Genomic DNA, 23,743 nt, shown 5'->3' on the forward strand with positions numbered 1-23,743 from the left:
AATGATTAAACTTGTAACAATATTAGCGCTGTTTATTTGTAGTTTAGTTTCGGCTCAAACACAATATGAACAAGGAATGACCAAAGCATTAGGGCTTTGGAATGAAGGAAAAGTATCAGAATCGACTGCTTTATTTGAAAGAATAGCTTTAGTAGAAAAAGACAATTGGCTTCCCAATTATTATATTGCATTGATGAATTCAACGGCTGCTTTTGGTGTAAAAGACAAAGATAAAATGATGGCAATGATTGATAAAGCCCAAACAGCATTGGATGTTGAGACTCTTAAAAATCCAAATAATCCTGAATTAATGGTGGTTCAAGCCTTGATAAACACCGTTTGGATTGTTTTTGATCCAATGACAAACGGACAAAAATATTCGCCTAAAACAATGGAATTATATCAAAAAGCCCTGGCAATTGCACCAGAAAACCCAAGAGTAATTGCATCAAAAGCGGAGTTTGAAATTGGAGCAGCAGCTTTTTGGGGAAAGGATACAAAATTAATGTGTAATGAAATAAAGAGAGCGATTCCCCTTTTTGAAAATGAAAAACTGGAAACTCCTTTTTCGCCAAAATGGGGATTAGATCGAGCGCAAGAATTATTGAAAAATTGTAAATAAATTTAGAAATACAATAAAAAAATGAACCGATTTATAAAAGAATTTCCGCGAAATCTCATCCTTGGTATTGTATTATTTGTAGTGCTACTATTCGTGAATTTTCTTTTTGGTAATAAAATCGAGTTTAATAATGAATTTACGGTTTCTTTTGGATATACATTATTATATACATTTTCGCTTTCGTATGCCAACTCATGGGTTTTTTGTTCTTTGGACAACTATTTTGGAAAAGATAGGTTTACAATAAAACGATTGATTTTTGGGTTTTTAGGTTCCTTTTTTATATCGATGTTGGTTGTTTTTATATTGCGCATTTTTCAAGAAGTAATAATGAACGACAAAACATTTGGGGATTATTTAGCACATGAAACGCCAAGTTATTATGTGGTTTCAATGATTATCACCTTTTTTGTTAGTTTGTCTTTTTATACTATTCATTTTTATAAATCGTACCAAGAAAATAAAGTACAAGAACAAAAGATTATTGCAGGAACTGCAAATGCTAAATTCGAGAGTTTAAAAAACCAAATTGACCCTCATTTTTTGTTCAATAGTTTGAATGTGTTGAGTTCCTTGATTGAAGAAAACCCAGAAAACGCCCAAAAATTCACCACGTCCTTGTCTAAAATTTATCGGTATGTTTTAGAACAAAAAGACAAGGAATTAGTTTCTGTTGAAGAAGAATTGGCTTTCGCCAAAACCTATATGAACCTCTTGAAAATGCGTTTTGAAAATAGTTTGTTTTATGAATTACCATCAAAAAAAGCTATACCAGAAGCCAAAGTGGTTCCATTATCATTGCAATTGCTATTAGAAAATACAGTTAAACATAATGTAGTAAGCGAGCAACGTCCTTTGCACATTCGAATATATATTGAAGGGAATTATTTGGTTATTCAGAATGATTTTCAAAAAAAAGAAATCTTACAAGATCGAAAAGGAGTCGGTTTACAAAACATCATCGATCGTTACGGGATTATCACGAAAAGAAAAGTCTTGATTGAACAAAACGACCAAACATTCTCAGTCAAAATTCCAATTTTGACTAAAAAAATTACAGTTATGGAAACAACAATAAATTATAACGAAAACAACGCTTATTTTAGAGCTAAGAAGCGGGTGAATCAACTCAAAGGATTTTATGGTAGCTTAATCTCGTATTGTTTTGTCATTCCTTTTTTGATTTTTATCAACTTACGATTTTCTCCACAATTTCATTGGTTTTGGTTTTCTGCAGCCGGTTGGGGATTTGGTTTAATAATGCACGCTTTTAAAGTTTTTGGATACGGTTCGACTTGGGAAGAACGCAAAATTCAAGAAATATTAAAAAAAGAGAACGACAAACAGCATTGGAAGTAAACTTTTAATACAGGAAAAATGGAAAAGCAATATAACGTCAAAGAAATTCGATACGCAAAAGCACAAAAAAAAGTCGATGAAATAAAAGGGTTTTATGGCCATTTAGCCTCTTATCTTACTGTAAATGGAACTCTTTTAGTTATAAACCTACTTACTTCTCCAGAACATTTATGGTTTTTCTGGCCTTTATTTGGTTGGGGAATTGGAGTAGCAATTCATGGAATGAAAGTCTTTAATTATTTGCCTTTTCTTGGTAAAGACTGGGAAGAGAAGAAAATGAAAGAGTTTATGGAGGAAGAGAAGTCGAATAAAAATAATTGGGAATAATTTAAAGACAGAAATAATGGGAAGATATTATAAAAGAGGGTTTGATGATGATCAATATGAAATTAATAATCCGGACGAACGGTATAACATGGCTTATAAGAGGGTGAAAAAGATAAAAGGATTCTATATTCACTTCTTGGTTTATATTCTTGTAAATGGGTTTATATTAGCTAGGAAATTTTATAAACACGGAGATGAGGATTTTTGGAATTGGGATACTTTTAGTACCGCTTTATTTTGGGGAATTGGTATAATTGCACATGCGTCCTCAGTTTTTGGTAAAAATTTGTTTTTTGGAAAAAATTGGGAAGAAAGAAAAATTCAAGAGTTTTTGGAAAAAGATAAAGAACAAGAAAGGAAATGGGAGTGAATAGTCGTGATCAGTATTCAGTGATCAGATTTCAGCGTTCAGTAATCTGTAAGTTATAACTTTTAACCCATAAAGTATAACTCATAACCTTTAGCTTCCAACCTCAAAATTTTAAAAATGACAACAATTATAATCGAAGACGAAAAACCAGCGGCAAGATTGCTGCAACGCAAACTCGAAAAACTCAATATCAAAGTAGGAGTGATGCTTCATTCGGTTGAAGAATCGATCGAATGGTTTACGAAAAATACACATCCAGATTTGATCTTTTTAGACATTCAATTATCGGATGGTTTATCGTTTGAAATCTTCGAAAAAATCGAGATAAAAAGTGCCGTTATTTTCACTACTGCTTATGATGAATATGCATTAAAAGCATTCAAATTAAACTCGATAGATTATCTTCTAAAACCCATCGATGAAGAGGATTTAGAATTGGCTGTTTCTAAATTTAAAATCCGTTTGCCAAAACCTGAATTGAACCTGCAATTGGACTTTGATCAAATACGAAAAATGCTGTCAAATCCATTTGAAAAAAACTATAAAAAAAGATTTACTGTAAAAATAGGGCAGCACCTAAAAGTGATATTAAATGAAGAAATCGAATGTTTTTTCAGTGAAAATAAAGGGACATATATACATACTTTTGACAATAGAAATTACTTAGTTGAATCTACTTTAGAACTTTTAGAGCAGGAATTAGACCCTAAAGATTTCTTCCGAATAAGTCGAAAATTCATCATACCTTTACTAGCGATAAAGGAGATTGTGGTTTTTTCTAATTCAAGATTAAAAGTCATTTTACCTTCTTATAAAGAAGATGAAGTGATAGTTAGTAGAGAAAAGGTCTCGGTATTTAAAGGTTGGATCGGTTAAATATTTTTATAAAGTAAGTGTATAAGTAATATTTTATAAATAACTGGTTATAAATAAAATGTAAAATAACTATAGATTATTTCTATCGTTATTTTTTTGTTTTTAATGGTCAAAAAGCCTGTCTATTTTGTGAGCTTTTAGAAATAAATTTTGCCATTCCATTTCGATTGGATTGTTCCAGAAGGGAGTTGCTGTTTTAATATTAAAAAACATTTATTCGGTTTAAATTTTCTTCGTTTTTAGAAAAGTTTTTCATATAGTGTATTTGTTTTGATGCTTTTTGACGATTTTAAAATAAGGTAGTTTTTTAATTTATGTTTCCTTCTACAACTGATAATTTTTTGTTAATCAATTTTATTAAACTATATAAAGAATGTAACTTCGTCAAAATGATTTTTTAATTTTATTCTATGAAATATTTGTATTGCACCTTCCTTTTATTACTATTTTCTAATCAAATACATGCTCAAAAAGTAGTCGTTTATGATAGCTATTCTAAATTAGAAACAGCTGTTTTGAATGATAAAAACACCACTTATGTAGTTAATTTTTGGGCAACTTGGTGCGCTCCTTGTGTGAAAGAATTACCCTATTTTGAGAAATTAAACGCAGAAAATAAAAGCGTAAAAGTAGTACTTGTAAGCTTGGATTTTAAGAATCAATTTGAGTCCAAATTGCTGCCTTTTTTAGAGCGAAAAGCGATTGAATCAGAAGTGGTTTTACTTACCGATAAATCGTATAATACTTGGCTTCCTTTAGTAGATAAAAAATGGTCAGGATCAATTCCGGCGACTTTAATTATCAAAAATGGTAAGCGGGTTTTTGCAGAGCGGACTTTTTCTACTTACGATGAACTAAACGAATATGTGAACAAAATTATTAATTAAACTTTAGACAATTATGAAAATTCTATATTCTCTTTTGTTTTTCGTTACCACGTTTTTGGTTAGCGCAGTAACCCCTGCAAAGGGATATGCTCCTGGTGATAAAGCCACCGATTTTAAATTAAAATCAGTTGATGGCAAAATGTATAGCATGGCTGATTATAAAGACGCTAAAGGTTTTATTGTAGTTTTTACTTGTAATCATTGCCCATTTGCTAAGAAATATGAAAATAGAATTAATGATTTGGCTAAAAAATACAAAACCAAAGGCTATATTTTGTTAGCTATAAATCCAAATGATCCAACTGAACAACCGGAAGATAGTTTCGACCTAATGAAAGTTAGAGCCAAAGAAAAAGGATTTGTGTTTCCGTATTTGTTCGATGACGGTCAAAAAATATATCCTCAATATGGAGCTACAAAAACCCCACACGTTTTCTTGTTAGATAAAAATAAAATTGTAAAATACATTGGAGCCATTGATGACAATGTAGATGATGCAAATGCAGTGAAAGAAAAATATCTTGAAAATGCTATTGCAGCCTTAGAAAGCGGAAAATCTCCTTCGCCTGAAACTACCAAAGCAATTGGCTGTTCGATTAAAATGAAAAGATAAAATAAGGCATTTAAAGTATTTAAAAAAGAGTAAAGACATTTCGTTTTTACTCTTTTTGCGTTATACAAATACGTCTGATACTAATTAAAATAAAGATAAATACAGAATAATATATAAAAAAGGGAATAACAAAATCGATCAAATTCAAGGATAACATTGCCGCAATTATCAGTAATTGAAAGCCCAAACCATAAATTGAAACGAAGGTCATAAACCAGTGAGGGAAAGTTTTTACCTTGTATGCTTCTGGGTCCAATAAATGAATAATTTTATCGAAAATACCGTATACAATGGTGTAAATTATAAACATTAAATCGACTGTTTTTTGACTTTCACCCGCTAAAGCTCTAGGTGATTTTACTTCAAAAATTTTACTAGTTGCATCTCCGCCAACGGAATGATGTCTCATTATTACATAATAATAATTATACAAAGTACCTTGTAATTGAATACAAAAAAAAGCAAGTAGTGTTATCCAAAAGGTGGTTTTAGAAATAGAACAGATACTCATTAAAAAGAGAAAATTTAGAATAATGTCAAATACACTATCAAGGTATCTTCCCGTATAGGAAGGTGTGTTTTTTACTCTAGAAAGTTCCCCATCTACAGCGTCAATAATTGATTTCAAAACGATAAAAATCCCAGCTAAAAAGTAGTGATGTTGTAAAATGAAATAAATAGCAATAAGGCCAGTAATGCCAAATACTAAAGTGACATGAATGGGAGTAACTCGCGTATTTTTTAACTGATTGGCGAATACTTTTGCAAAGGGACGCCCATAATCAGATAAGTCGAGAAATGTATCTTTAGCGGATAGTTTTGACATGTAGCTATGGTAAACAAATAGGTTGTGACAATATAGTCTTTTTATTCTTTAATTTTTCAAGGAGAAAAACTGGTATTGTATTAATAGATAATTAAATAGTTTCCCTTGATAAGTTGTTTTCATTGTTTTTTCTAAACCATTTAGTAAATTAAGGCTTATTAAGAATTCGTTTAAACCTTAATTTTCTTAATGGTTAAAGATTATGGCAATGAAAAAATTGTAATGCTTTTTTTTAAACAAATTCTTTTTTTAAATATATAACCAACGGTTTCAACCGTGGGATGCAAATATGATTTTATTTAGAAAATCGATGTAAATTATACGTCATTGCGGCCAATAAAAAGAAGGCAACTGCTTGGTGTGTAACTCCTAACCAAAGTGGAACATGAAATAAAAGCGTAAAAACACCTAATAAAAACTGAATAAAAACAATAATTACAAGGGAATTTACACCAGTTTTTTGTTGAATGCTAAGTGTATAATTCTTACTTTTAAAATATAGCAGTACCATCAATCCAACAACAAAATAAGCCAATGTTCGGTGCACAAATTGAACGCCACTTTTTCCCTCTGTTAATCGCTCTAACCATGTATTTTTTTCTAAAATAATGCTTTCGTGAAAGAATTCACCATCACTCATTAACGGCCAGTGGTTGTGAATGAAACCCGCGTCTAAACCGGCAACAAATCCGCCATAAATGATTTGCACAAGCAAAAATAACAAAGCAATTCTACCTATCTTTCTTAAAGGGATAATTGGACTTTTTCTTTCAGGATATATTAAATCTAATGCGACCCATAGCGTATAAGCAAAGGTGATAAAGGCAAAAGTAAGGTGTAACGATAAACGAAAATGACTTACATCGGGATTATCAATTAATCCACTTCGTACCATAAACCAACCTAAAAAACCTTGAAGAGCTCCCATTCCTAAAAGAATGTAACATTTGCCTAATGTCGCTTTGTCAATTCTTTTCTTAATGAAAAAATATACAAAAGGAATGATGAAAACAAAGCCTAGAATTCGGCCGATAAAGCGATGAAACCATTCCCAGAAATAAATAAATTTATAATCTGAAAGTGTAAAATCATTGTGAATGTTGATTTTTTGGTATTCAGGAAATTGTTTGTAGCGTTCAAATGTTTCCTGCCATTTGGCTTCGGTGAGCGGAGGAAATGTGTCAGTAACCAAATGCCAATCGGTCATTGAAAGTCCCGAATTGGTCAAACGAGTAATTCCGCCTACAACTACCATTACAAACACTAAAAAACAACCTGAAAGTAGCCAGATTATTACTGATTTATTTTTATTTTTCATTTTATTTTATTGGAAAGTCTTGAGGGTTTTGGCGTGTGTCCCAGATGTCTAGGACAAATATATGTGTGTCTGAAATTGAGTAAATAATTTCAAAATGACTTGCGATTTTTAGTCTAATATTTTGATTGTTAAGTTTTATTATGGAACTTTCTAGAAAAACTTTAAGTTGCTGCAATGATTCTTGAAACAGTAGATTTAATTTTTTGCTATAAATTTTTGATTTATTTCTCTTATTCCAATACAAAAAAAATAGAAGTTCTTGATTCTAATGCAAAACTTGTCCAAACTATTATTCTTGCTGTTCGAACCATTTTTCTATTTCAATTTGAGCTTCTTCATCAGAAATATAATCCCCGTTTTCCACTTGTTGTAAAGCAATATTTATTTTTCGTTGTTCTTCTGTCGAAAAAATTCTAACACTTTCATATTTCATTGCTGATTCATTAATTAAAGTTGGGTTTTCATCTAGATCAGTATAGTTTTTATCATTTAATAAAGCGCTGATTTTTAACAATAAAACACGATCATTAATGCTAATTATTTTTGCTATCAATTCTAATTTTAAGTCGTCTGTACTCATAATCTAAATTTTTATAAAAATAAGAATTTTTTGAATAACGAAGTATAAACAATTCTTAAACTTTCGTTAGTCCTAATTTCTTACCTCTTTTCAAAACAAAATCATAAGCCGCTTGGTATTCATTTGGGATTTCACCTTCAAGAATGGCTTCTTTTACGGCTTCTTTTAGCACTCCAATTTCGCGTGATGGTTTTAAATTAAAGATGGTCATGATTTCTTCTCCTGAAATAGGTGGTTGAAAAATACGAACATGATCTCGTTCTTCGACTTCTACTATTTTCTTGCGGACAATTTCAAAATTATGATGGTATTTCTTGAATTTATTCGGATTTTTTGTTGTGATATCAGCTTCGCATAATATCATTAAACTTTCTACATCTTCGCCAGCATCAAAAACCAAACGACGAACCGCTGAATCTGTAACTAAATCTTGTGACAAGACAATTGGACGTGAACTCATCATGACCATTTTTTGAACAAATTTCATTTTGTGATTCAATGGCATGTGCAATCGTTCAAATATTTTCTTGGCCATTTTTCCTCCAAGGAATTCGTGACCGTGAAAAGTCCAACCTTGTCTTTTATTGAATCGTTTTGTGGGTGCTTTTCCTATATCATGTAGTAAGGCAGACCAACGCAACCAAACATCCTCTGTGTTGGGACAAATATTATCAACCACTTCGAGTGTGTGATAAAAATTGTTTTTATGGGTATGACCTTCAATTTCTTCAACTTGGTTTAAAGCGGTTAATTCAGGTAAAATGATGTCTAAAAGTCCTGTTTTATAAAGCAATAGAAATCCAATTGAAGGTTTTTCTGTTGAAAGTATTTTGTTCAATTCATCAACAATTCTTTCGCCAGAAATAATTTTTATTCTTTCGGCATTTTTAGTGATAGAGTATAAAGATTTTTCTTCGATTTCAAAACCCAATTGCGTAGCAAATCGGATGCCTCTAAGCATTCGCAAAGGATCGTCAGAAAAAGTAATGTCTGGATCTAATGGTGTTTTGATGATTTTATTTTCCATGTCTTTCAGTCCTTCAAAAGGATCAGAAAGTGTTCCGAAACTAACTGCGTTTAATGATAAAGCCAATGCATTTATGGTAAAATCGCGACGATTTTGGTCGTCTTCCAATGTACCGTTTTCTACTAAAGGATTGCGGCTGTCATGGGTATAAGACTCTTTTCTAGCCCCTACAAATTCGATTTCGGTGTCTTCAAAACGCAACATCGCTGTTCCGTAGGTTTTAAAAACCTGAACTTTTGGTTTATTTGGTAATAAAGTTGAAACTTTTAACGCTAGTTCAATTCCGCTGCCTACCGCAACAATATCAATGTCTTTTTTGAAATCACGTTTGAGGATTAAATCTCTCACAAAACCACCAATAACATAGCTATCAATGTTTAGTTCTTGTGAAGCTTGAGAGATGACTTCGAATATTTTATTATTTAAGAATTCTTTATATTTCATTCTATTTGGCACTATTTTTTGCCGCAGATTCGCTGATTTTTATATTGTAAATTATGATTTTCAGCTAATTTTTTGACATTACTATTCGTTTGTGTTCTAAAGAGGTTTTGTTGAAATTTACCAACAGGGCTAATTTACTTTCAGATACTTTTAAATAATTTAAACATTGAGCAATATGACTATTGTTAAAAGATTCGCACGATTTTATTTCAAGAATTATACTATTGAAAACTACAAAATCCGCATAGAATTTATGTTTCAAAATGGTGTTTTTATAATTAACAACATACTCTTTTTCTCTTTCAAAAGGAATTTTAGCAGCGGTAAATTCAAATTCTAAAGCATCTTTATATACAATTTCAGAAAATCCTTTTCCAAGATTTTTATGTACTTCAAATAAAATCCCTATTATTTGATATGTTTCTTCTTCAAATAAATATTGAGCCATAAATTCTAAAAATCATATTAATTTATTTTCTATTTATTAAATCTGCGAATCTGCGGCAAAAAAAATTGAGATTTTGTGTTAAAAATCTATTTCCGTATTACTTTTACCTGAGAATCGTTTGTTAATTTTATGATTGTCGACGGTTTTCCTGCGATTTTTTCGCGTTGCAAATTTACAACATAGTCAACACCTTTTAAAATTTCTGGGCTAATATCTTTGAATGCGATAGGTGTTGGTTTTCCTGAAACATTTGCTGATGTGGAAACCAATGGTTTTTTCATTCGTTCTAATAATTTGAAACAAAATGGTTCTTTGATGAGTCTTATGCCTAAGGTATTATCGGCTGCAATTAGATTGGGAGCTACATTTCGAGGATTATCTAGGATTAGTGTAGTTGGTTTTTCGGATAAATCCATAATTTGCCATGCTACTTCGGGAATTTCCTTAAAAACATTGTACATCATTTTTTCGCCATTCATCAATACAATCATGCCTTGTTTTTCGACTTTTTGTTTGAGTTTATAGATTTTTGCAATTGCTTCAGGATTTGTGGCATCACAGCCAATTCCCCAAACAGTGTCAGTAGGATAAAGGATAATTCCTCCTTGTTGTATGGTTTCAAATGCATTGTGGATTTCTTGGTTGATGTTTTCCATTTTTTTTTAAGTTTAATGGTGTAAATATATAGGGTTAAATTTAAATGTTTGTTTTAGAATAAGCATTCGTTTACTATATTGAAAAGAATACAGATTTTTTTAAAATTGTGTACAAATCAATGAGTCAGAATTCTATTTTTCCATTTTGTTATTTTTAAAATCATTAATGGCATTAAGTCTATATTTAAAAAGAGTAGGTGTTTTTTTTGAAAATAGAAAATTAGAATTTATTAGGCTTGAATACCTTTTTGTCATTTTTAGATTATAATTAGGAAACAGTACACCGTACTTTTTCCCTAAATAGTCAACCCTTAGATAGACTGCACCCAAAAGTTTAGACAAATTTATAATTGATTTTACTTTATATTTCTCTTTTTCGTAATAGATTGTCTATTAGTTTGACTATCTTGTATCTCAACAGAAATTTAGACTCCATTTGTATATTAATTTCATCGAATTCTTGATTACATTTTGTTATTAAGTTTTGGCTGTCTTTATTTAAAACTAAATGATGCTGTAGTTTTTTTGATTTTTTTAATTTCAGATATATTTTTTTTGAAAGGTATCTATGTTCATTGAAAGTTGAAGGGGCTTCTAAATCTAAAATTATTCTTTTTAATCTGTTTTTTTTGACTGATCTATTAATGTTTTTCATTCCAACTTGTTGTTTATCATGGATTCTATAAGAGATTAGGTTTTCAATGGAATAATAAAGAGATTTTCTTAAGGCTAGTATATCAGCAATTTTTTCGTCATGCAGAATATCATCGTCAGCAAAAGGGAAAATAAAACTTTTTATGGATTTTTTTATGCATAAAGTTGCACCAGTAACAACATTTCCATTTTTAGATGTAACATTAAAAAAGTCAATAGGTTTTGGTAATTCTTTTTCTAAAAAGAATACAGAATCCCAAATAGTTAAAGTTTTAATTGGATTATTATCTTTGTCAATTAAATCGGCATTTGAAAATACACCTTCGGCATTTGGGTTTTTATTAAAAACAGCTAAAATCTTTTGAATTTTATTGTTTTTCCAAATATCATCTTGATCAGACAAAAAGATATAATCTCCTGAACAAATTGAAATTGCTTTTTCAAAATTTTTGGTACTACCAATATTTTTTTCATTTATGTGAATTTCAAAAATAGTTGGATGCAATATTTTATATTCGGTAAGAATTTTTAAAGTGTCATCAGTTGATTTGTCATCACAAACAACTATTTCATGAAGGATATTGCCTTGCTGATTTAAAATACTATCAATTTGTTTTTTGAGGTATTTGGATCCATTGTATGTACACAAAGCTACAGAAATTTTCATATTAGGCTGGTATTTTATATTCTTTTAAAAAACAATAAATGAAAAATTTGATTAGATAGTATATGAAAATGATTTTATTGTTAGTAAATGTAATAATTCTATCTTTGTATCAAATTAAAATAATAGTTTGACTTAATAAATTTATAATATGATTATTTAATACTTGAATAATTCAATATATAAACATGAAAAAAAATGTAAAAATACTTATACCCATATATAAATCTTATTATGGTGAACTTGAAGAGAAATCTTTTTTGCAATGTATAAAAGTTCTTAATAATTATGAAATTGTTTTAGTTCAACCTGAAGGCCTAGATAACTCTTATATTACTGAAAAATTCAATGCTATTAATGTTGAAAGTTTTCCAAAGCATTATTTTCAAAATATAGAAGGTTATAATGAATTACTATTATCGCCTTTGTTTTATGGACGTTTTTTGGATTCGGAATATATTTTAATATACCAATTGGATGCTTTTGTTTTTAAAGACGAATTAAGTGAATGGTGTCAAAAAGGGTATGATTATATTGGAGCACCTTGGATTGCAAGTTTAAAAAAAACTATTTGGTCAAAGTTTTTTAATATGATTGCTAGAAAATTCAGATCTAAAAATAAAAATGACCGAGAACAAATTTTTTATAAAGTGGGAAATGGTGGATTTTCGTTACGCAGAACAGCGTCACATTATTCTATTGTAAATCAGAATCAGTCATTTATTCTTGATTTTTTAAGTGCTGAAAAAAAAGAAATCTATGCTATTGAAGATGTTTTTTGGTCTATAAAAGCACCTGAGTTTAATGAAAATTTTAGAATTCCAAATTATAAAGAAGCATTACATTTTGCAATAGATCGAAAACCTAAAATTGCTTTAGCCTTAAACAACAATCAACTTCCATTTGGATGTCATGGAATTAATAAACCGAAAGTTATTAAGTTTTGGAAACCAATATTAAATCAGTATTAAGATTAGTTTTGTAAAAAGATAAAAATGATAATAAAATTCATGTTTTCTAAAGCAGTAAATAATTCCAAAGAAATCCTCTACTTAATAAAGGAATTCAATTCTGAAGGCATTCTTTTTGGAGATGGACAGCGTAATAAAATAAAACTTTATTATTTAGATGGATTAAATATCAATATTAAATCTTTCAAAATACCCCATTTAATTAACAAAATTGCCTACAAATATTTCAGAAAATCAAAAGCAAAACGATCGTTCGAATATGCCACAATTTTGTTAGAAAAAGGTATTGGAACACCACAACCTATCGCTTTTTTTGAAAATTATAATGTTTTTGGACTTAATGATAGTTATTATGTAAGTGAACATCTTGAGTGCGACTTGACTTTTAGAGAATTAGTTGAAATTCCAGATTTTCCAGATCACGAAAACATATTAAGACAATTTACTCGATTTTCTTTTGATTTACATCAAAAGGGAATTGAGTTCCTTGATCATTCTCCAGGGAATACATTAATTAAAAAATCAACTGATGGGAATTATGATTTCTTCTTGGTTGATTTAAACAGAATGGAATTTCACCAATCGATGCCTTTTGATATTAGAATGAAAAATCTTTGTAGATTGACTCCAATCAAAGAAATGGTGGCGGTAATGAGTAATGAATATGCCAAAGTTTCAGGAGAATCAGAACAGCTTATTTTTGATACTCTTTGGAAAAATACAGTCGATTTCCAAGAGCAATTTTTTAGAAAAAAACGATTTAAAAGCAAACTAAAATTCTGGAAATCAGTCTAATTTTTATAATTATCTAAATAAGTGTCGATTTTTTGAATGATGATATCTTCTGGAAATTCGTTATAAAACTCGCTTGAATTTTTTCGAATAAAACGAGTGCTTTTAAATTCAAAAATTTCAGGTTTTATATCGATTAGATGTATAGACACGTTTTTGATATTATCTTCAAATACTTGCCAAGTGTTTTTATCAATTGAAGGAGAAAAAATTGAAAATGTGGGAATTTCAAGTGCTTTAGCCATGTTAATTGCACCACCTTCATTTCCGATAAGCGTATCACAATAGGATAAAAGCCCCATAAATTGGCGTAAATTAGAGCCATATAAATTAAAATGGATGTTTTGTTTGGTTTTTTCTTCACAAGAATTATAAATTTCTAGTGCTTGTTTTTTTTGATTTGGAATGTAATTAAACAATATATTGGCATTTGTTTTTTCCACTATAAAATCAATTATTTTAGCCATTTTATGGAAAGGAAGTGTTTTGTGTGCTTCGCTACCTAAAATGTTCATCATTATTAAAGCTTTATTTTTTAAATCAATTCCACTCTTTTCTAAAATTTCTTTTGCTTCCTTTTTTTCAGAAATTGACAAATAAAGCTTTGGTTTTACATTTGTAATTTTTTCTTTAATTAAAGGTTTTAAAAGGAGTAGTCTATTGTCTATAGCAAATCCGTTTTTGGGATTGTTTTTGCTGTCGAGTCTCATTAAATTATGGTTGTAAAATAAAGTAGAATACCATTTATAGTAGGATATTTTTATCTTAGCATTGGAAAACAAAGTAATTAAATTCGTTCCTATTGTACTGTATACATCTACAATTGCATCGTATTTTACTTTTCTAATTTTAAAAACATATTCTAAAATTGATTGGAAAGACTTCTTGTCATTACTGTTTAATTCTATTATAGAATTAATATTTGGGTTGCCTTGTAAAACGGGAACACAATTGGAGTAGCAGGCAAAATCGATTATGGAATCTGGAAATTTTAATCTTAAATTGTTGCTTATAATTGTACTAGTTAGTACATCTCCTAATTTTTTTGTTGTATAACAAGAATCTTCATTTTTTTATAATTAGGTAAAAATGTTGTAAAATAAATACAACATCTTTAATTCACACCTTTTTGTATTTCGTAAAATGAATCAAATCAATTTTCGATTACTAAAGGTTTTTACTAAGGATATCTATGTTTAAAAGTTGAAATAACTTTAAATAAAGACTGTGAATTTGTATAAAGGTTTAATGAGGATGCTCTTTTTTTAGGGTTTAAAAATAGAATTTTTAATTAAAAAATGAATACTACCAAGTAAAGATATTTGGTTTACACTTATTTAGAAAGAAAAAAAGAAAAGAATAAAGACCCTAAAATTGTTTTATTTTATTGGAAAATTTAAATCTAAAAAATAGGTTTCTAATTTTTCTAAAATGATTTCTAATGGGTATTCATCGAAGTATTTAAAAGTATGTTCTTTGATGTATTTATCGTTAAACTCTTTGTAAATTTCTGGTTTCAAATCTTTTAGATGAATAGAAACATTTTCTTTTTCATCTTCAAAAATCTGCCAGGTTTCTTTATCGATACATGGTGAAAACAAGGAAAATGTGGGAATATTTAATGCTTTAGCCATATTTACCGCTCCACCTTCATTACCTATTAGCATCGAACATTGAGAAAGAATCGCTAAAAAGGATCGTAAACTAGTGCCATAAAAATCCAAATGAATATTTTTTTTAGTTTTTTCTGTGCAAAAATTAAAGACTTTTAAGGCCTCTTCTTTTTGAGAAGGAATATAATTAAAAAGAATCTCTGCATCTAGCTTTTCGACGGCGAAATCAATGATTTTTGCCATCTTATCCAGTGGGTAGGTTTTGTACCATTCGCTGCCTAAAATTCCAAACATTATTACCGGCTTTGTATTTAGCTGAATAGTATGTTTTTCGAATAACTGTTGTGCTTCTATAATTTCTAAATCGGTCAAAAATATTTTAGGTTTATAGTTGGTGATTTTGTCCTTTATTAAAGGTTTTAATAAAAGTAAACGATTATCAATTGCCAAACCTAGATTGGATGTAGTGCCAATTTTTATTCTTTCAATATTGTGATTATAAAATATTTTTGAATAGCCTTTGCTATAGGATATTTTAAATTTAGCTCCAGAAAACAAGGTTATTAGGTTGGTTTCAAGTTTACTATAAGCATCAATAACAACATCGTATTTTTTGTTCCTGATTTGGAATATAAATTTGAATAAAGAACGATATGACTTTCTGACCTCATTAGAAAGTACTATAATCTCATTAATATTAGGGTTTTCCTGTAAAACAGCTACACAATTGGGATAACACATGTAATCTATCGTTGCTTCGGGATAAAATTCTTTTAGATTATTAGACAAAATAGTACTGGTTAATACATCTCCAATTCTTTTTTGTTGTATGACTAATATTTTCATTTTATTATTTATATATTAAAAGTAGCTTTATTTAATTATTCCATTTTTTTGTATTTCAACCAAAGAGATAGATAGCATTTTAATACCGCAAAGGAATTAATATAAGCTAGAATATAGCCTTCTTTACCATCAAGAAAACCAAGTTTAAAAAAGTATTGGGTTACAAATTTTTGAAATGGTTTAAATAGAAATTGGTAATAATAAGGTTTACTATTATTATTATTAAATAAATTATCTGCTTTTATCCGGCTAAAGATGTTTAATTTCTCATTGTAAAGATCAAAACTTGAATAACTGCAGTCGTTCAAACGATTTTCTAATACGCCAACTTTTTCCTTAGTTTGTATGGCAGAATCAAAATTGTCGGTGTTAACTTGACAATAGTTTTTATTAAAAAAACGAATTGTTTTTCTGTTCTTCAACCCTCCATATTTGATTTCTTTATCAAAAAAAATAAAATTATGATTTATAAAATAAGCTTTGTACTTATTAATGGCAGGAGTTCTTATTAATTCCGCTTTGAGTTCCGATGTTAAAAGTTCATTGATTTCAAAAAGAAATATCCAATCATTTTTTGCAATAGCAACAGCCTTTTTAAACAGTGCTGAAAAATCATTAAATTCATTTTCTAAATAATCAATTTTGCTATTCTTAATAAGTCCTATTTTTTTGTTATTTTTAGAATAATTAAAAACAATTATATCGCTTGCAAAGGTGATAGTTTCTAAATATTCAGAATTAAATTGTTCATCATTAAAACAAAATACTACAGCACTTATATTAGGATAATCATGTTTTTTGTTCATAAAAATAGAATGGTAGTGCAATATTAATAATTTTAGATTTATAACTTTGATAAAAATTAATTTAAATGAATAAACTTCCGATTTTAATGTATCATAATGTTGGTCCAGCCGAAACCGACAGCGTAGGTTTGTGTATTTCAAAAGCAAAATTGGAACAACAATTCGACTTTTTAAGCAAGAATGAGTATGTTACTTTTCATTTTTCTGAACTAGATAAAATCAACGATTTACCAAAAAAAAGTATCATTCTTACTTTTGATGATGTTACTGAAAATCAACTTTTATATGCAGTTCCTTTACTCGAAAAATACAATTTAAAAGCTTGTTTCTTTATTCCGTTTTCTTATATAGGAATGAAAGATTTATGGAATTTTGGCTCCGAAAAAATTATGACAATTGATCAACTGAAAGAATTAAATCCTGAACAAATTGAATTGGGCTATCATTCTTTTGAACATAAAAAATACGATTCAATGTCTGAAGAGGCAATTCAAAAAGATTTTTTAGATTGTAATGATATCATCAAGAATAATGATTTGAAAGTGTTTTGTAGCTTGGCTTATCCATATGGAAATTATCCAAGAGAATTAGCTGAAAAGCAAAAATTCAAAAAAATAATGCAAGAAAATGGTATTAAATATGGGTTGAAAATAGGGAATAGACCCAATAAATTTCCTTTTAAAGATGATTTTGAAATAAAAAGAATTGATATCAAGGGAGAAGATTCTTTGTTTTCTTTTAAATTAAAATTAAAATTTGGTAAACTTAAACTATTTTAATTTTTTTTCAAGTAGAAGTAATTTTGCATATCTAGAAAATACTCCATAAGCATCAATACTAGCAGCAGCAAGACCTGGAACGCCATCTAAAAAAACTCTTTTTACAAAATAGGTATGAAAGAAGCGGTAAAATGGTTTGAATAATAATAAAAACAGGGTAGCTTTTTTTCCTTTATCATACGCCATTTTTGATTGAAACCAAGCATATCTGTCTTTCTTATCAATAAAATGAAATAATCCTTTATAGGTCAAATGAATCATGTAGTTTTTCAAAACTCCAATTTTCCCATTGACGATCATTTTTTCGTGCACTTCATTTTCAAAAATGAAGTTGTTGTTTTTTACCAATCGGATTACTTTATCTGTATAATGGAATAAAAAACGTCCCATGAAAAAGTGGGGAAACCATATTTTATATGCGGCAAATTTATCGGTTTGGATGCTTTTTAAAATTTCTATTCGAAGATCATCTGTGACTCTTTCATCAGCATCAAGAAATAAGATCCAATCTCCAGTAACATAATCAATAGCGTAATTTCTTTGGCTTGAATAATTGGTAAACTCTCGAGTTATAACATTACATCCTAAATCAATAGCGATTTGTCTGGTTGCATCAGTACTTAAGGAATCTAAAACGATAATTTCATCCGCAAACGCCACTGATTTAATGGCGTCTGCGATATAAAATTCTTCATTATAAGTTAAAATTATGACTGATAATTTATTCACTTTTAGAATATAAATTAGTTAAAAATTAAATAGCAACATCATATTCACGCAATGCATTATTCAATGAAGTTTTCAAATCTGTTGAAGGTTTACGAGTTCCTATAATTAAGGCACAAGGAACTTGAAAGTCACCAGCAGCAAACTTTTTAGTATAACTTCCAGGAATTACTACGGAACGAGCAGGAACATATCCTTTTCTTTCTACAGGGGTATCACCCGTAACATCGATGATTTTTGTAGAAGCAGTTAAGCATACATTGGCTCCAAGAACAGCTTCTTTACCAACGTGAACACCTTCAACAATAATACAACGAGAACCAATAAACGCTCCGTCTTCGATAATTACTGGTGCGGCTTGCAATGGTTCTAGAACACCACCAATTCCAACACCACCAGAAAGGTGAACGTCTTTACCAATTTGTGCGCAACTACCTACTGTAGCCCATGTATCTACCATTGTACCTGAATCTACATAAGCACCAATGTTGACATAACTTGGCATCATGATTACTCCACTGGCCAAAAAAGCGCCGTAACGAGCAGAAGCTCCTGGAACTACACGAACTCCTTTTTCAGCATAGTCTCTTTTTAGTAACATTTTATCGTTGTATTCGAAAATTCCAGCTTCTAAAGTTTCCATTTTTTGAATAGGGAAGTACATTACTACTGCTTTTTTTACCCATTCGTTTACTTGCCATCCTTCACCAATAGGTTCCGCAACACGAAGTTTTCCTGAATCTAAAAGTTCGATAACTTCTCTAATAGCATTGATAGTTGTTTCTTCTTGTAACAAAGCTCTGTTTTCCCAAGCTTGTTCTATTATAGATTGTAATTTGCTCATTTTAGTATAAATTTTTGACAAATATACCATTTTTAACCTAAATCAAAAAAGAGAAATGTGTTGAAAATGTTATATATTTGTATTTCAAATGGATTCATTATGGAAACTATCAGATTAGAGTTTCAGCCCCAAATTAAAGCCAAAATTTTAGAATTATTAAGTTCGTTCTCATCGGATGAATTGAAAATAGTCACTGAAATAACCACTTTTGAAGAAGAAAAACGTATGATTCAGTCCAGATTAGATAAAATTAATGATGGTACTGCTGTTTATTCTACTTTTGAGGAATTGGACGTTTTATTAGACGAAACTATTTCAAAATATGAAGATTAAATTAACTGTTGAATTTAATTATGATTTGAAAGATATAGTTGATTTTATTTCCAAAGACAAACCTCTTGCTGCACGGAAATTCAAAATCGAATTAATAAAAAAGATTCAAAAAGATTTAAAGCAACCCTTTCTTTTCAAGAATTCGATTTATATTGATGATGAGAATGTACGAGATTATGTTTTTAAAGGCTATACAGTTGTTTTTAAAGTTGATATTGAGCTTGAAACTGTTTCAATAGTGGCTATTTTGAAACATAGAAATTCATTTTAATATGCCAAGAATACTCTCCATAGATTACGGACAAAAACGAACAGGAATTGCTGTTACCGATGAAATGCAAATTATTGCATCTGGTTTAACAACGATTCCATCAACCACAGCAATAGATTTTTTAAAAGACTATTTTTCTAAAGAAAAAGTTGAGGCCGTCCTTATTGGTGAACCCAAACAAATGAACGGTCAGCCATCCGAAAGTGCTTCTATTATTAAAGGTTTTGTCACTCATTTCAGCAATCATTTTCCAGATATGAAAGTGATTCGAATGGATGAACGCTTTACTTCAAAAATGGCTTTCCAGACCATGATTGATAGTGGTTTGAGTAAAAAACAACGTCAAAACAAAGCACTTATTGACGAAATATCGGCAACCATAATGTTGCAGGATTATTTGTCACAAAAACGATTTTAAATACAGTAATTATTTAGAAGTCATTAATACTTGTGATGATTTGATGATATTTTCAGATAAATTTATTAACCAGATTAATTGCTCTATTACCAATTGTGTTTCTTGCATTTTGAGTTTGTAATCTTCATTATTTATAACATTATCATGATTCATTTCTTTCTCGCGAATCTTTTTTAATTCGGCAAAGCTGTCGTTTAGATTAGTGTCAATTATGGTATCAATATCTAATGGAGACTCTTTGTTATTTAAAATTAAAATGGAATAGTCTAGGTTTTTTATAATTCTATCCACTACAATATTGAAGGATTCAGAGGCTTGTGTGGTTTTATGAGATTGAGAATAAGTGCCTAACGATGCAACAGAGGAAAGTAAGGCATTATTGAGAGCTGTGAGTTTGTAGAGTTGTTGAATGTTGGTTTGTTTTGATTTAGGCTCTTGCAACATCCTTTGAAAGGAAGCCATTAAGTTTCCGATTTGAATAAAAGCCTGATTTCTTGCGATGCGATACGGAGCATTTACTTCCTTTTTATTATTGTATAAAATGGTAATTTGTTTTAAATAATTGCTATTGGCTAGGATAGAATTTTCAATATTTTCATTAATTTTCAAAAATTCCCAAAAAGGCCATAAAAAGTAATTGGCTAAAATCGCCAATACAGCTCCAACCAAAGTGTCTAAAATCCTATATAGTATAATGGAATCGTCGGTAGGGTTTAAAATAGCGAAAATAAAAACAACATGTAAAGTGATAAAAGTAGTTCCAATTTTATAATTTGAGGGGTTGAATGTTAAGCCAAAAACCAAAAATAAAATCGTTAGCCCCCCTAAAATAGGGATGCTTGGACCAGTTGATAAAATAGCAAAACCAATAGCGCCTCCTAAGATGGTTCCAATAAACCGATGAAAAGTTCTTTGTTTGGTTAGTCCATATCCAGGTCGCATAATAACTACAATTGTCAATAAAATCCAATAAACATTTTCGAATGGAAGTATTTTTCCAATGAAAAGTCCAATTAATAATGTGAATGTAATTCTCATTGAATGTCGAAAAACTAAAGATGAAAAACTAAAATTTTCAACCAATGTATTGAGCGGATAATAGCTAGGTCTTATCAATTTTTCAATGTCTTTCTCCCTTCCTTTAAGGTCTTTTAATTTTGTTTTGGATTTAAAAGTCCGTTCAAGAGTTTTGATTTTTTCGACTTGTTTTTCGGCATAATGCAACATATTGGTGAGCATAAGCACCCCTTCAGCTGCTTCAGTTTTTCCTAATTTATTTTCGTAATCGGTGATTGCATTTTCAAATTCCAATAAATTTTCAATTAAGTTATGTTTAGGTACATAGGCTTCTCTATCTCTAATTTTTTTGGATAAAGACTTTAGGTTTTTTGCTAAATTGTTGGCTAAATTTTGATAAGTAAGCAAAACATAAGGATGCTCATCAAATTTTAAATGTAATTTATTATGGTCGAATGATGTAGATACCGCCAGTTCCATTATTTCAACCAAGGAAATAAAAGATAAAAGCAATTTCCGATTTTGGTTGGATGAACCATAATCGGTTCTATTTCTTACTAGCATTTCTCGAATGTTTTCATGAATTGCATTAAGATCAACTTGAAGTAGTAATTGTTTTCGTGTTATTTCTTTTCGATCCGAATCGATTTTCCATAATGCGCCTCTTAATTTCAGGTATTTTGCAGTTAACTTAGTGCATTCTACGATTTGTAATTCAGTATATCGGTGTGGATTGATATAAAAAAAAAGTATGGAAATTAACGAATAAAACAAACCTCCAATAAGGAAATATCCAGAGTGTTGCACCATTTCCCATCCAGTGTAAGTATGTGAAAAGGATATTGATATAGTTAATAAAGCTGAAAATGCAACCATAGTCGCCCGTTGACCATATACGGCTAGCATTGATAAAATGAAAATTAAAATTGTGAAAACAGGATATAAAAGGAAAGGATAAGGATGTGTTAGATTGATGATTAAATTGGAACCAAAAAGGATTAAAGCAGTTACAAGAAGTCCATTAATCTTATGTTTTAAATTACTTGGAATGTCACTAGGAAAAGTAAATAATGCACCAAGTGCAATAGTAAGCCCAGCATTTAAATCGCCGAAATAGGAGCATGTAAATACGGGAATAGTTGCAGAAAGTACTGCTTTTAAAGCATTAGTAAAATTGGTGCTATCTATAAACTCTTTAATTTTTGTAAACATAGTATTTTGATTACATACAAAGGTAAGTAATGTGTCTATATTATTTAGAATTACTCGATTGGATTTCAAAACTTATAGTTAATTGTCAACGGATAATTATTGAATGTCTATTTTTTTACTATTTTTGCAAACTGAAAGAAAGTGATAGCTTTTTTTTTAATAAAAAGTAGATAATACTTAATACGATACTAATGATTTTACCAATTGTAGGATATGGTGATCCGGTTTTAAGAAAAGTAGGAGAGGCACTAAGTCCTGAATATCCTGGTTTAAAAGAAACCATAGCCAACATGTATGAAACAATGTACAATGCATGCGGAGTGGGGCTAGCAGCTCCACAAGTAGGAATGAGCATTCGTTTGTTTGTAATTGATACAACTCCTTTTGGTGAGGATGAAGAATTGCCAATTGAAGAACAAAAACAACTAAGTGGATTCAAACGTACTTTTATCAACGCCATAATATTGAAAGAAGAAGGTGAATTATGGGGGTTTAACGAAGGTTGTTTGAGTATTCCAGAAGTGCGTGAGGATGTTTATAGACACGAAAAGATCACAGTTGAGTATTATGACGAAGATTTTAATGTAAAAACGGAGGTTTTTGATGGATTAATAGCCAGAGTTATTCAACATGAATACGATCATATAGAAGGAGTTTTATTTACTGATTTGATATCTTCCTTAAAAAAGAAATTGATCAAGAAAAAACTGCAAAACATTATGGATGGTAAAACTAGACCGGATTATCGAATGAAATTTTGCAATAAAAAAGGAAGGTAAAACAAGTGATCAGTTTGCAGATGCAGTGTTCAGTAAAATAAAAAATAAAACTTATAAATTATAAAAATGAATTTAGAAAAAATATTATCCATTTCAGGAAAACCAGGTTTATTTGCATTAAAGGTTCAAACTCGTACTGGTTTTTTAGCAGAATCTTTGTTGGATGGAAAAAAGATATCTGTTGGAATGAAAGTAAATGTAAGTCTGTTATCTGAAATTTCTATTTACACTCAATCTGCAGAAAAGCCATTGACAGAAGTTATGCGTGCAATTGCAATTAAGGAGGATAATGGGCCAGCAATTTCTCATAAAGAGGATAATGAAACGCTTATTGCTTATTTTACTGAAATTCTTCCTGATTATGATTCAGAAAGAGTGTATCCATCTGATATTAAGAAAATATTTAATTGGTATAATTTGTTACAATCAAAAGGATTAGTTTCTAAAGAAGAGCCTGTAATCGAGAATGCCGAAGAAATAAAAGAAAGCGTAGTAGAAGAAGTTGTAGCTGAAAAAGCAAAAGCTCCAGCTAAAAAAGTTACAGCCAAAAAAGAGTAATTAGCTGCTAGTAATTAGCTGTTAGCAGATTACAGTGAGTTAATTACTAAAAACCAAGCACCAAAATATATTTTAATCCTGTCAAGATATTTTCCTGACAGGATTTC

General features: G+C 29.7%; 28 protein-coding genes. 15 read left to right on the forward strand and 13 right to left on the reverse strand.

The genetic code is table 11. The features are described from left to right. Position 1: 1 nt before the first annotated feature. The 7 genes from E0F76_RS05700 (at position 2) to E0F76_RS05730 (ending at position 5,054) form a co-directional block, all read left to right on the forward strand. On the forward strand, positions 2-622 hold the full coding sequence (locus E0F76_RS05700) for a hypothetical protein (protein ID WP_132002601.1): 621 nt from the start codon (positions 2-4) through the stop codon (positions 620-622). Positions 623-643: 21 nt separating this feature from the next. After that, on the forward strand, positions 644-1,981 hold the full coding sequence (locus E0F76_RS05705) for a histidine kinase (protein WP_132002604.1): 1,338 nt from the start codon (positions 644-646) through the stop codon (positions 1,979-1,981). Positions 1,982-1,999: 18 nt separating this feature from the next. Further along, the gene (locus tag E0F76_RS05710; protein ID WP_132002607.1) at positions 2,000-2,308 is read left to right on the forward strand and encodes a 2TM domain-containing protein; all 309 of its coding nucleotides are present in this window, start codon (positions 2,000-2,002) and stop codon (positions 2,306-2,308) included. Between the two features lie 16 nt (positions 2,309-2,324). Next, complete coding sequence (locus tag E0F76_RS05715; RefSeq protein WP_132002610.1) at positions 2,325-2,678, forward strand: 2TM domain-containing protein; 354 nt, start codon at positions 2,325-2,327, stop codon at positions 2,676-2,678. 117 nt (positions 2,679-2,795) lie between these two features. After that, on the forward strand, positions 2,796-3,554 hold the full coding sequence (locus tag E0F76_RS05720; protein ID WP_132002613.1) for a LytR/AlgR family response regulator transcription factor: 759 nt from the start codon (positions 2,796-2,798) through the stop codon (positions 3,552-3,554). Between the two features lie 410 nt (positions 3,555-3,964). Next, on the forward strand, positions 3,965-4,441 hold the full coding sequence (locus E0F76_RS05725; protein ID WP_132002616.1) for a TlpA family protein disulfide reductase: 477 nt from the start codon (positions 3,965-3,967) through the stop codon (positions 4,439-4,441). A gap of 13 nt (positions 4,442-4,454) precedes the next feature. Then, positions 4,455-5,054, forward strand: a complete 600-nt coding sequence (locus E0F76_RS05730; protein ID WP_132002618.1) for a thioredoxin family protein — start codon at positions 4,455-4,457, stop codon at positions 5,052-5,054. Positions 5,055-5,100: 46 nt separating this feature from the next. Here E0F76_RS05730 and E0F76_RS05735 read toward each other — a convergent pair whose 3' ends face one another. From E0F76_RS05735 to E0F76_RS05765, 7 genes are all read right to left on the reverse strand, one after another. Next, the gene (locus E0F76_RS05735; protein ID WP_132002621.1) at positions 5,101-5,880 is read right to left on the reverse strand and encodes a CDP-alcohol phosphatidyltransferase family protein; all 780 of its coding nucleotides are present in this window, start codon (positions 5,878-5,880) and stop codon (positions 5,101-5,103) included. A gap of 295 nt (positions 5,881-6,175) precedes the next feature. Further along, a complete protein-coding gene (locus E0F76_RS05740; RefSeq protein WP_132002624.1) occupies positions 6,176-7,198 on the reverse strand; it encodes a COX15/CtaA family protein in 1,023 nt (340 codons plus the stop codon). A 289-nt stretch (positions 7,199-7,487) separates the two neighbouring features. Next, the gene (locus E0F76_RS05745) at positions 7,488-7,778 is read right to left on the reverse strand and encodes a hypothetical protein (protein WP_132002627.1); all 291 of its coding nucleotides are present in this window, start codon (positions 7,776-7,778) and stop codon (positions 7,488-7,490) included. Between the two features lie 55 nt (positions 7,779-7,833). Further along, entirely contained in the window at positions 7,834-9,249 is a 1,416-nt protein-coding gene (locus E0F76_RS05750; protein WP_132002630.1) for a CCA tRNA nucleotidyltransferase, read from the reverse strand. 64 nt (positions 9,250-9,313) lie between these two features. After that, positions 9,314-9,697, reverse strand: coding sequence for a GxxExxY protein (locus E0F76_RS05755; protein WP_132002633.1), 384 nt, complete (start codon positions 9,695-9,697; stop codon positions 9,314-9,316). A gap of 86 nt (positions 9,698-9,783) precedes the next feature. Beyond that, on the reverse strand, positions 9,784-10,353 hold the full coding sequence (locus E0F76_RS05760) for an L-threonylcarbamoyladenylate synthase (protein ID WP_132002636.1): 570 nt from the start codon (positions 10,351-10,353) through the stop codon (positions 9,784-9,786). Between the two features lie 361 nt (positions 10,354-10,714). Then, positions 10,715-11,674, reverse strand: coding sequence for a glycosyltransferase (locus E0F76_RS05765; protein ID WP_132002639.1), 960 nt, complete (start codon positions 11,672-11,674; stop codon positions 10,715-10,717). Between the two features lie 185 nt (positions 11,675-11,859). On the opposite strand from E0F76_RS05765, the gene E0F76_RS05770 reads away from it, so the two are divergent. Together E0F76_RS05770 and E0F76_RS05775 are read left to right on the forward strand one after the other, a co-directional pair. Beyond that, positions 11,860-12,642 carry a DUF5672 family protein gene (locus tag E0F76_RS05770; RefSeq protein ID WP_132002642.1) on the forward strand — a complete coding sequence of 261 codons (783 nt, stop codon included), beginning with the start codon at positions 11,860-11,862 and terminating at the stop codon, positions 12,640-12,642. Positions 12,643-12,666: 24 nt separating this feature from the next. Beyond that, positions 12,667-13,437 (forward strand): lipopolysaccharide kinase InaA family protein, encoded by a 771-nt coding sequence (locus E0F76_RS05775; RefSeq protein WP_132002645.1) that lies wholly within the window; start codon positions 12,667-12,669, stop codon positions 13,435-13,437. On the opposite strand, the gene E0F76_RS05780 is transcribed toward E0F76_RS05775, so the two are convergent. The 3 genes from E0F76_RS05780 to E0F76_RS05790 form a co-directional block, all read right to left on the reverse strand. Further along, entirely contained in the window at positions 13,434-14,450 is a 1,017-nt protein-coding gene (locus E0F76_RS05780; RefSeq protein ID WP_342773060.1) for a glycosyltransferase family 9 protein, read from the reverse strand. The two genes, E0F76_RS05775 and E0F76_RS05780, sit on opposite strands and share 4 nt — an antisense overlap. A 363-nt stretch (positions 14,451-14,813) precedes the next feature. Then, positions 14,814-15,893, reverse strand: coding sequence for a glycosyltransferase family 9 protein (locus E0F76_RS05785; protein ID WP_132002648.1), 1,080 nt, complete (start codon positions 15,891-15,893; stop codon positions 14,814-14,816). A gap of 35 nt (positions 15,894-15,928) precedes the next feature. Continuing rightward, entirely contained in the window at positions 15,929-16,699 is a 771-nt protein-coding gene (locus E0F76_RS05790; protein WP_132002651.1) for a glycosyltransferase family protein, read from the reverse strand. Positions 16,700-16,764: 65 nt separating this feature from the next. Here E0F76_RS05790 and E0F76_RS05795 point away from each other — a divergent pair, with 65 nt between their 5' ends. Continuing rightward, complete coding sequence (locus tag E0F76_RS05795) at positions 16,765-17,478, forward strand: polysaccharide deacetylase family protein (protein ID WP_132002653.1); 714 nt, start codon at positions 16,765-16,767, stop codon at positions 17,476-17,478. Here E0F76_RS05795 and E0F76_RS05800 read toward each other — a convergent pair. Together E0F76_RS05800 and E0F76_RS05805 are read right to left on the reverse strand one after the other, a co-directional pair. Beyond that, positions 17,470-18,207, reverse strand: coding sequence for a glycosyltransferase family 2 protein (locus tag E0F76_RS05800; protein ID WP_132002655.1), 738 nt, complete (start codon positions 18,205-18,207; stop codon positions 17,470-17,472). The two genes, E0F76_RS05795 and E0F76_RS05800, sit on opposite strands and share 9 nt — an antisense overlap. 25 nt (positions 18,208-18,232) lie before the next feature. Beyond that, complete coding sequence (locus E0F76_RS05805) at positions 18,233-19,048, reverse strand: 2,3,4,5-tetrahydropyridine-2,6-dicarboxylate N-succinyltransferase (RefSeq protein ID WP_132002657.1); 816 nt, start codon at positions 19,046-19,048, stop codon at positions 18,233-18,235. 99 nt (positions 19,049-19,147) lie between these two features. Between E0F76_RS05805 and E0F76_RS05810 the strand changes: the two genes are divergently transcribed. Genes E0F76_RS05810 through ruvX form a run of 3 tightly spaced genes read left to right on the forward strand, consistent with a single transcriptional unit; the run spans position 19,148 to position 20,070 of the window. After that, positions 19,148-19,381 (forward strand): hypothetical protein, encoded by a 234-nt coding sequence (locus E0F76_RS05810; RefSeq protein WP_132002659.1) that lies wholly within the window; start codon positions 19,148-19,150, stop codon positions 19,379-19,381. After that, positions 19,371-19,652 (forward strand): type II toxin-antitoxin system RelE/ParE family toxin, encoded by a 282-nt coding sequence (locus E0F76_RS05815; RefSeq protein ID WP_132002662.1) that lies wholly within the window; start codon positions 19,371-19,373, stop codon positions 19,650-19,652. Before E0F76_RS05810 ends, E0F76_RS05815 begins: the two co-directional genes overlap by 11 nt. Position 19,653: 1 nt before the next feature. Further along, the gene (gene ruvX / locus E0F76_RS05820; protein ID WP_132002665.1) at positions 19,654-20,070 is read left to right on the forward strand and encodes a Holliday junction resolvase RuvX; all 417 of its coding nucleotides are present in this window, start codon (positions 19,654-19,656) and stop codon (positions 20,068-20,070) included. Positions 20,071-20,079: 9 nt separating this feature from the next. Here the strand turns inward: ruvX and E0F76_RS05825 are convergent, their stop codons facing one another. After that, positions 20,080-22,299, reverse strand: a complete 2,220-nt coding sequence (locus E0F76_RS05825; protein WP_132002668.1) for an FUSC family protein — start codon at positions 22,297-22,299, stop codon at positions 20,080-20,082. Between the two features lie 191 nt (positions 22,300-22,490). On the opposite strand from E0F76_RS05825, the gene def reads away from it, so the two are divergent. Both def and E0F76_RS05835 read left to right on the forward strand, forming a co-directional pair. Then, a complete protein-coding gene (gene def, locus E0F76_RS05830; RefSeq protein WP_132002671.1) occupies positions 22,491-23,078 on the forward strand; it encodes a peptide deformylase in 588 nt (195 codons plus the stop codon). Between the two features lie 66 nt (positions 23,079-23,144). After that, positions 23,145-23,636, forward strand: a complete 492-nt coding sequence (locus tag E0F76_RS05835; RefSeq protein WP_132002674.1) for a DUF5606 family protein — start codon at positions 23,145-23,147, stop codon at positions 23,634-23,636. Positions 23,637-23,743: the final 107 nt, after the last annotated feature.

Source organism: Flavobacterium cellulosilyticum, from assembly GCF_004349355.1.
GTDB classification, from domain to species: domain Bacteria; phylum Bacteroidota; class Bacteroidia; order Flavobacteriales; family Flavobacteriaceae; genus Flavobacterium; species Flavobacterium cellulosilyticum.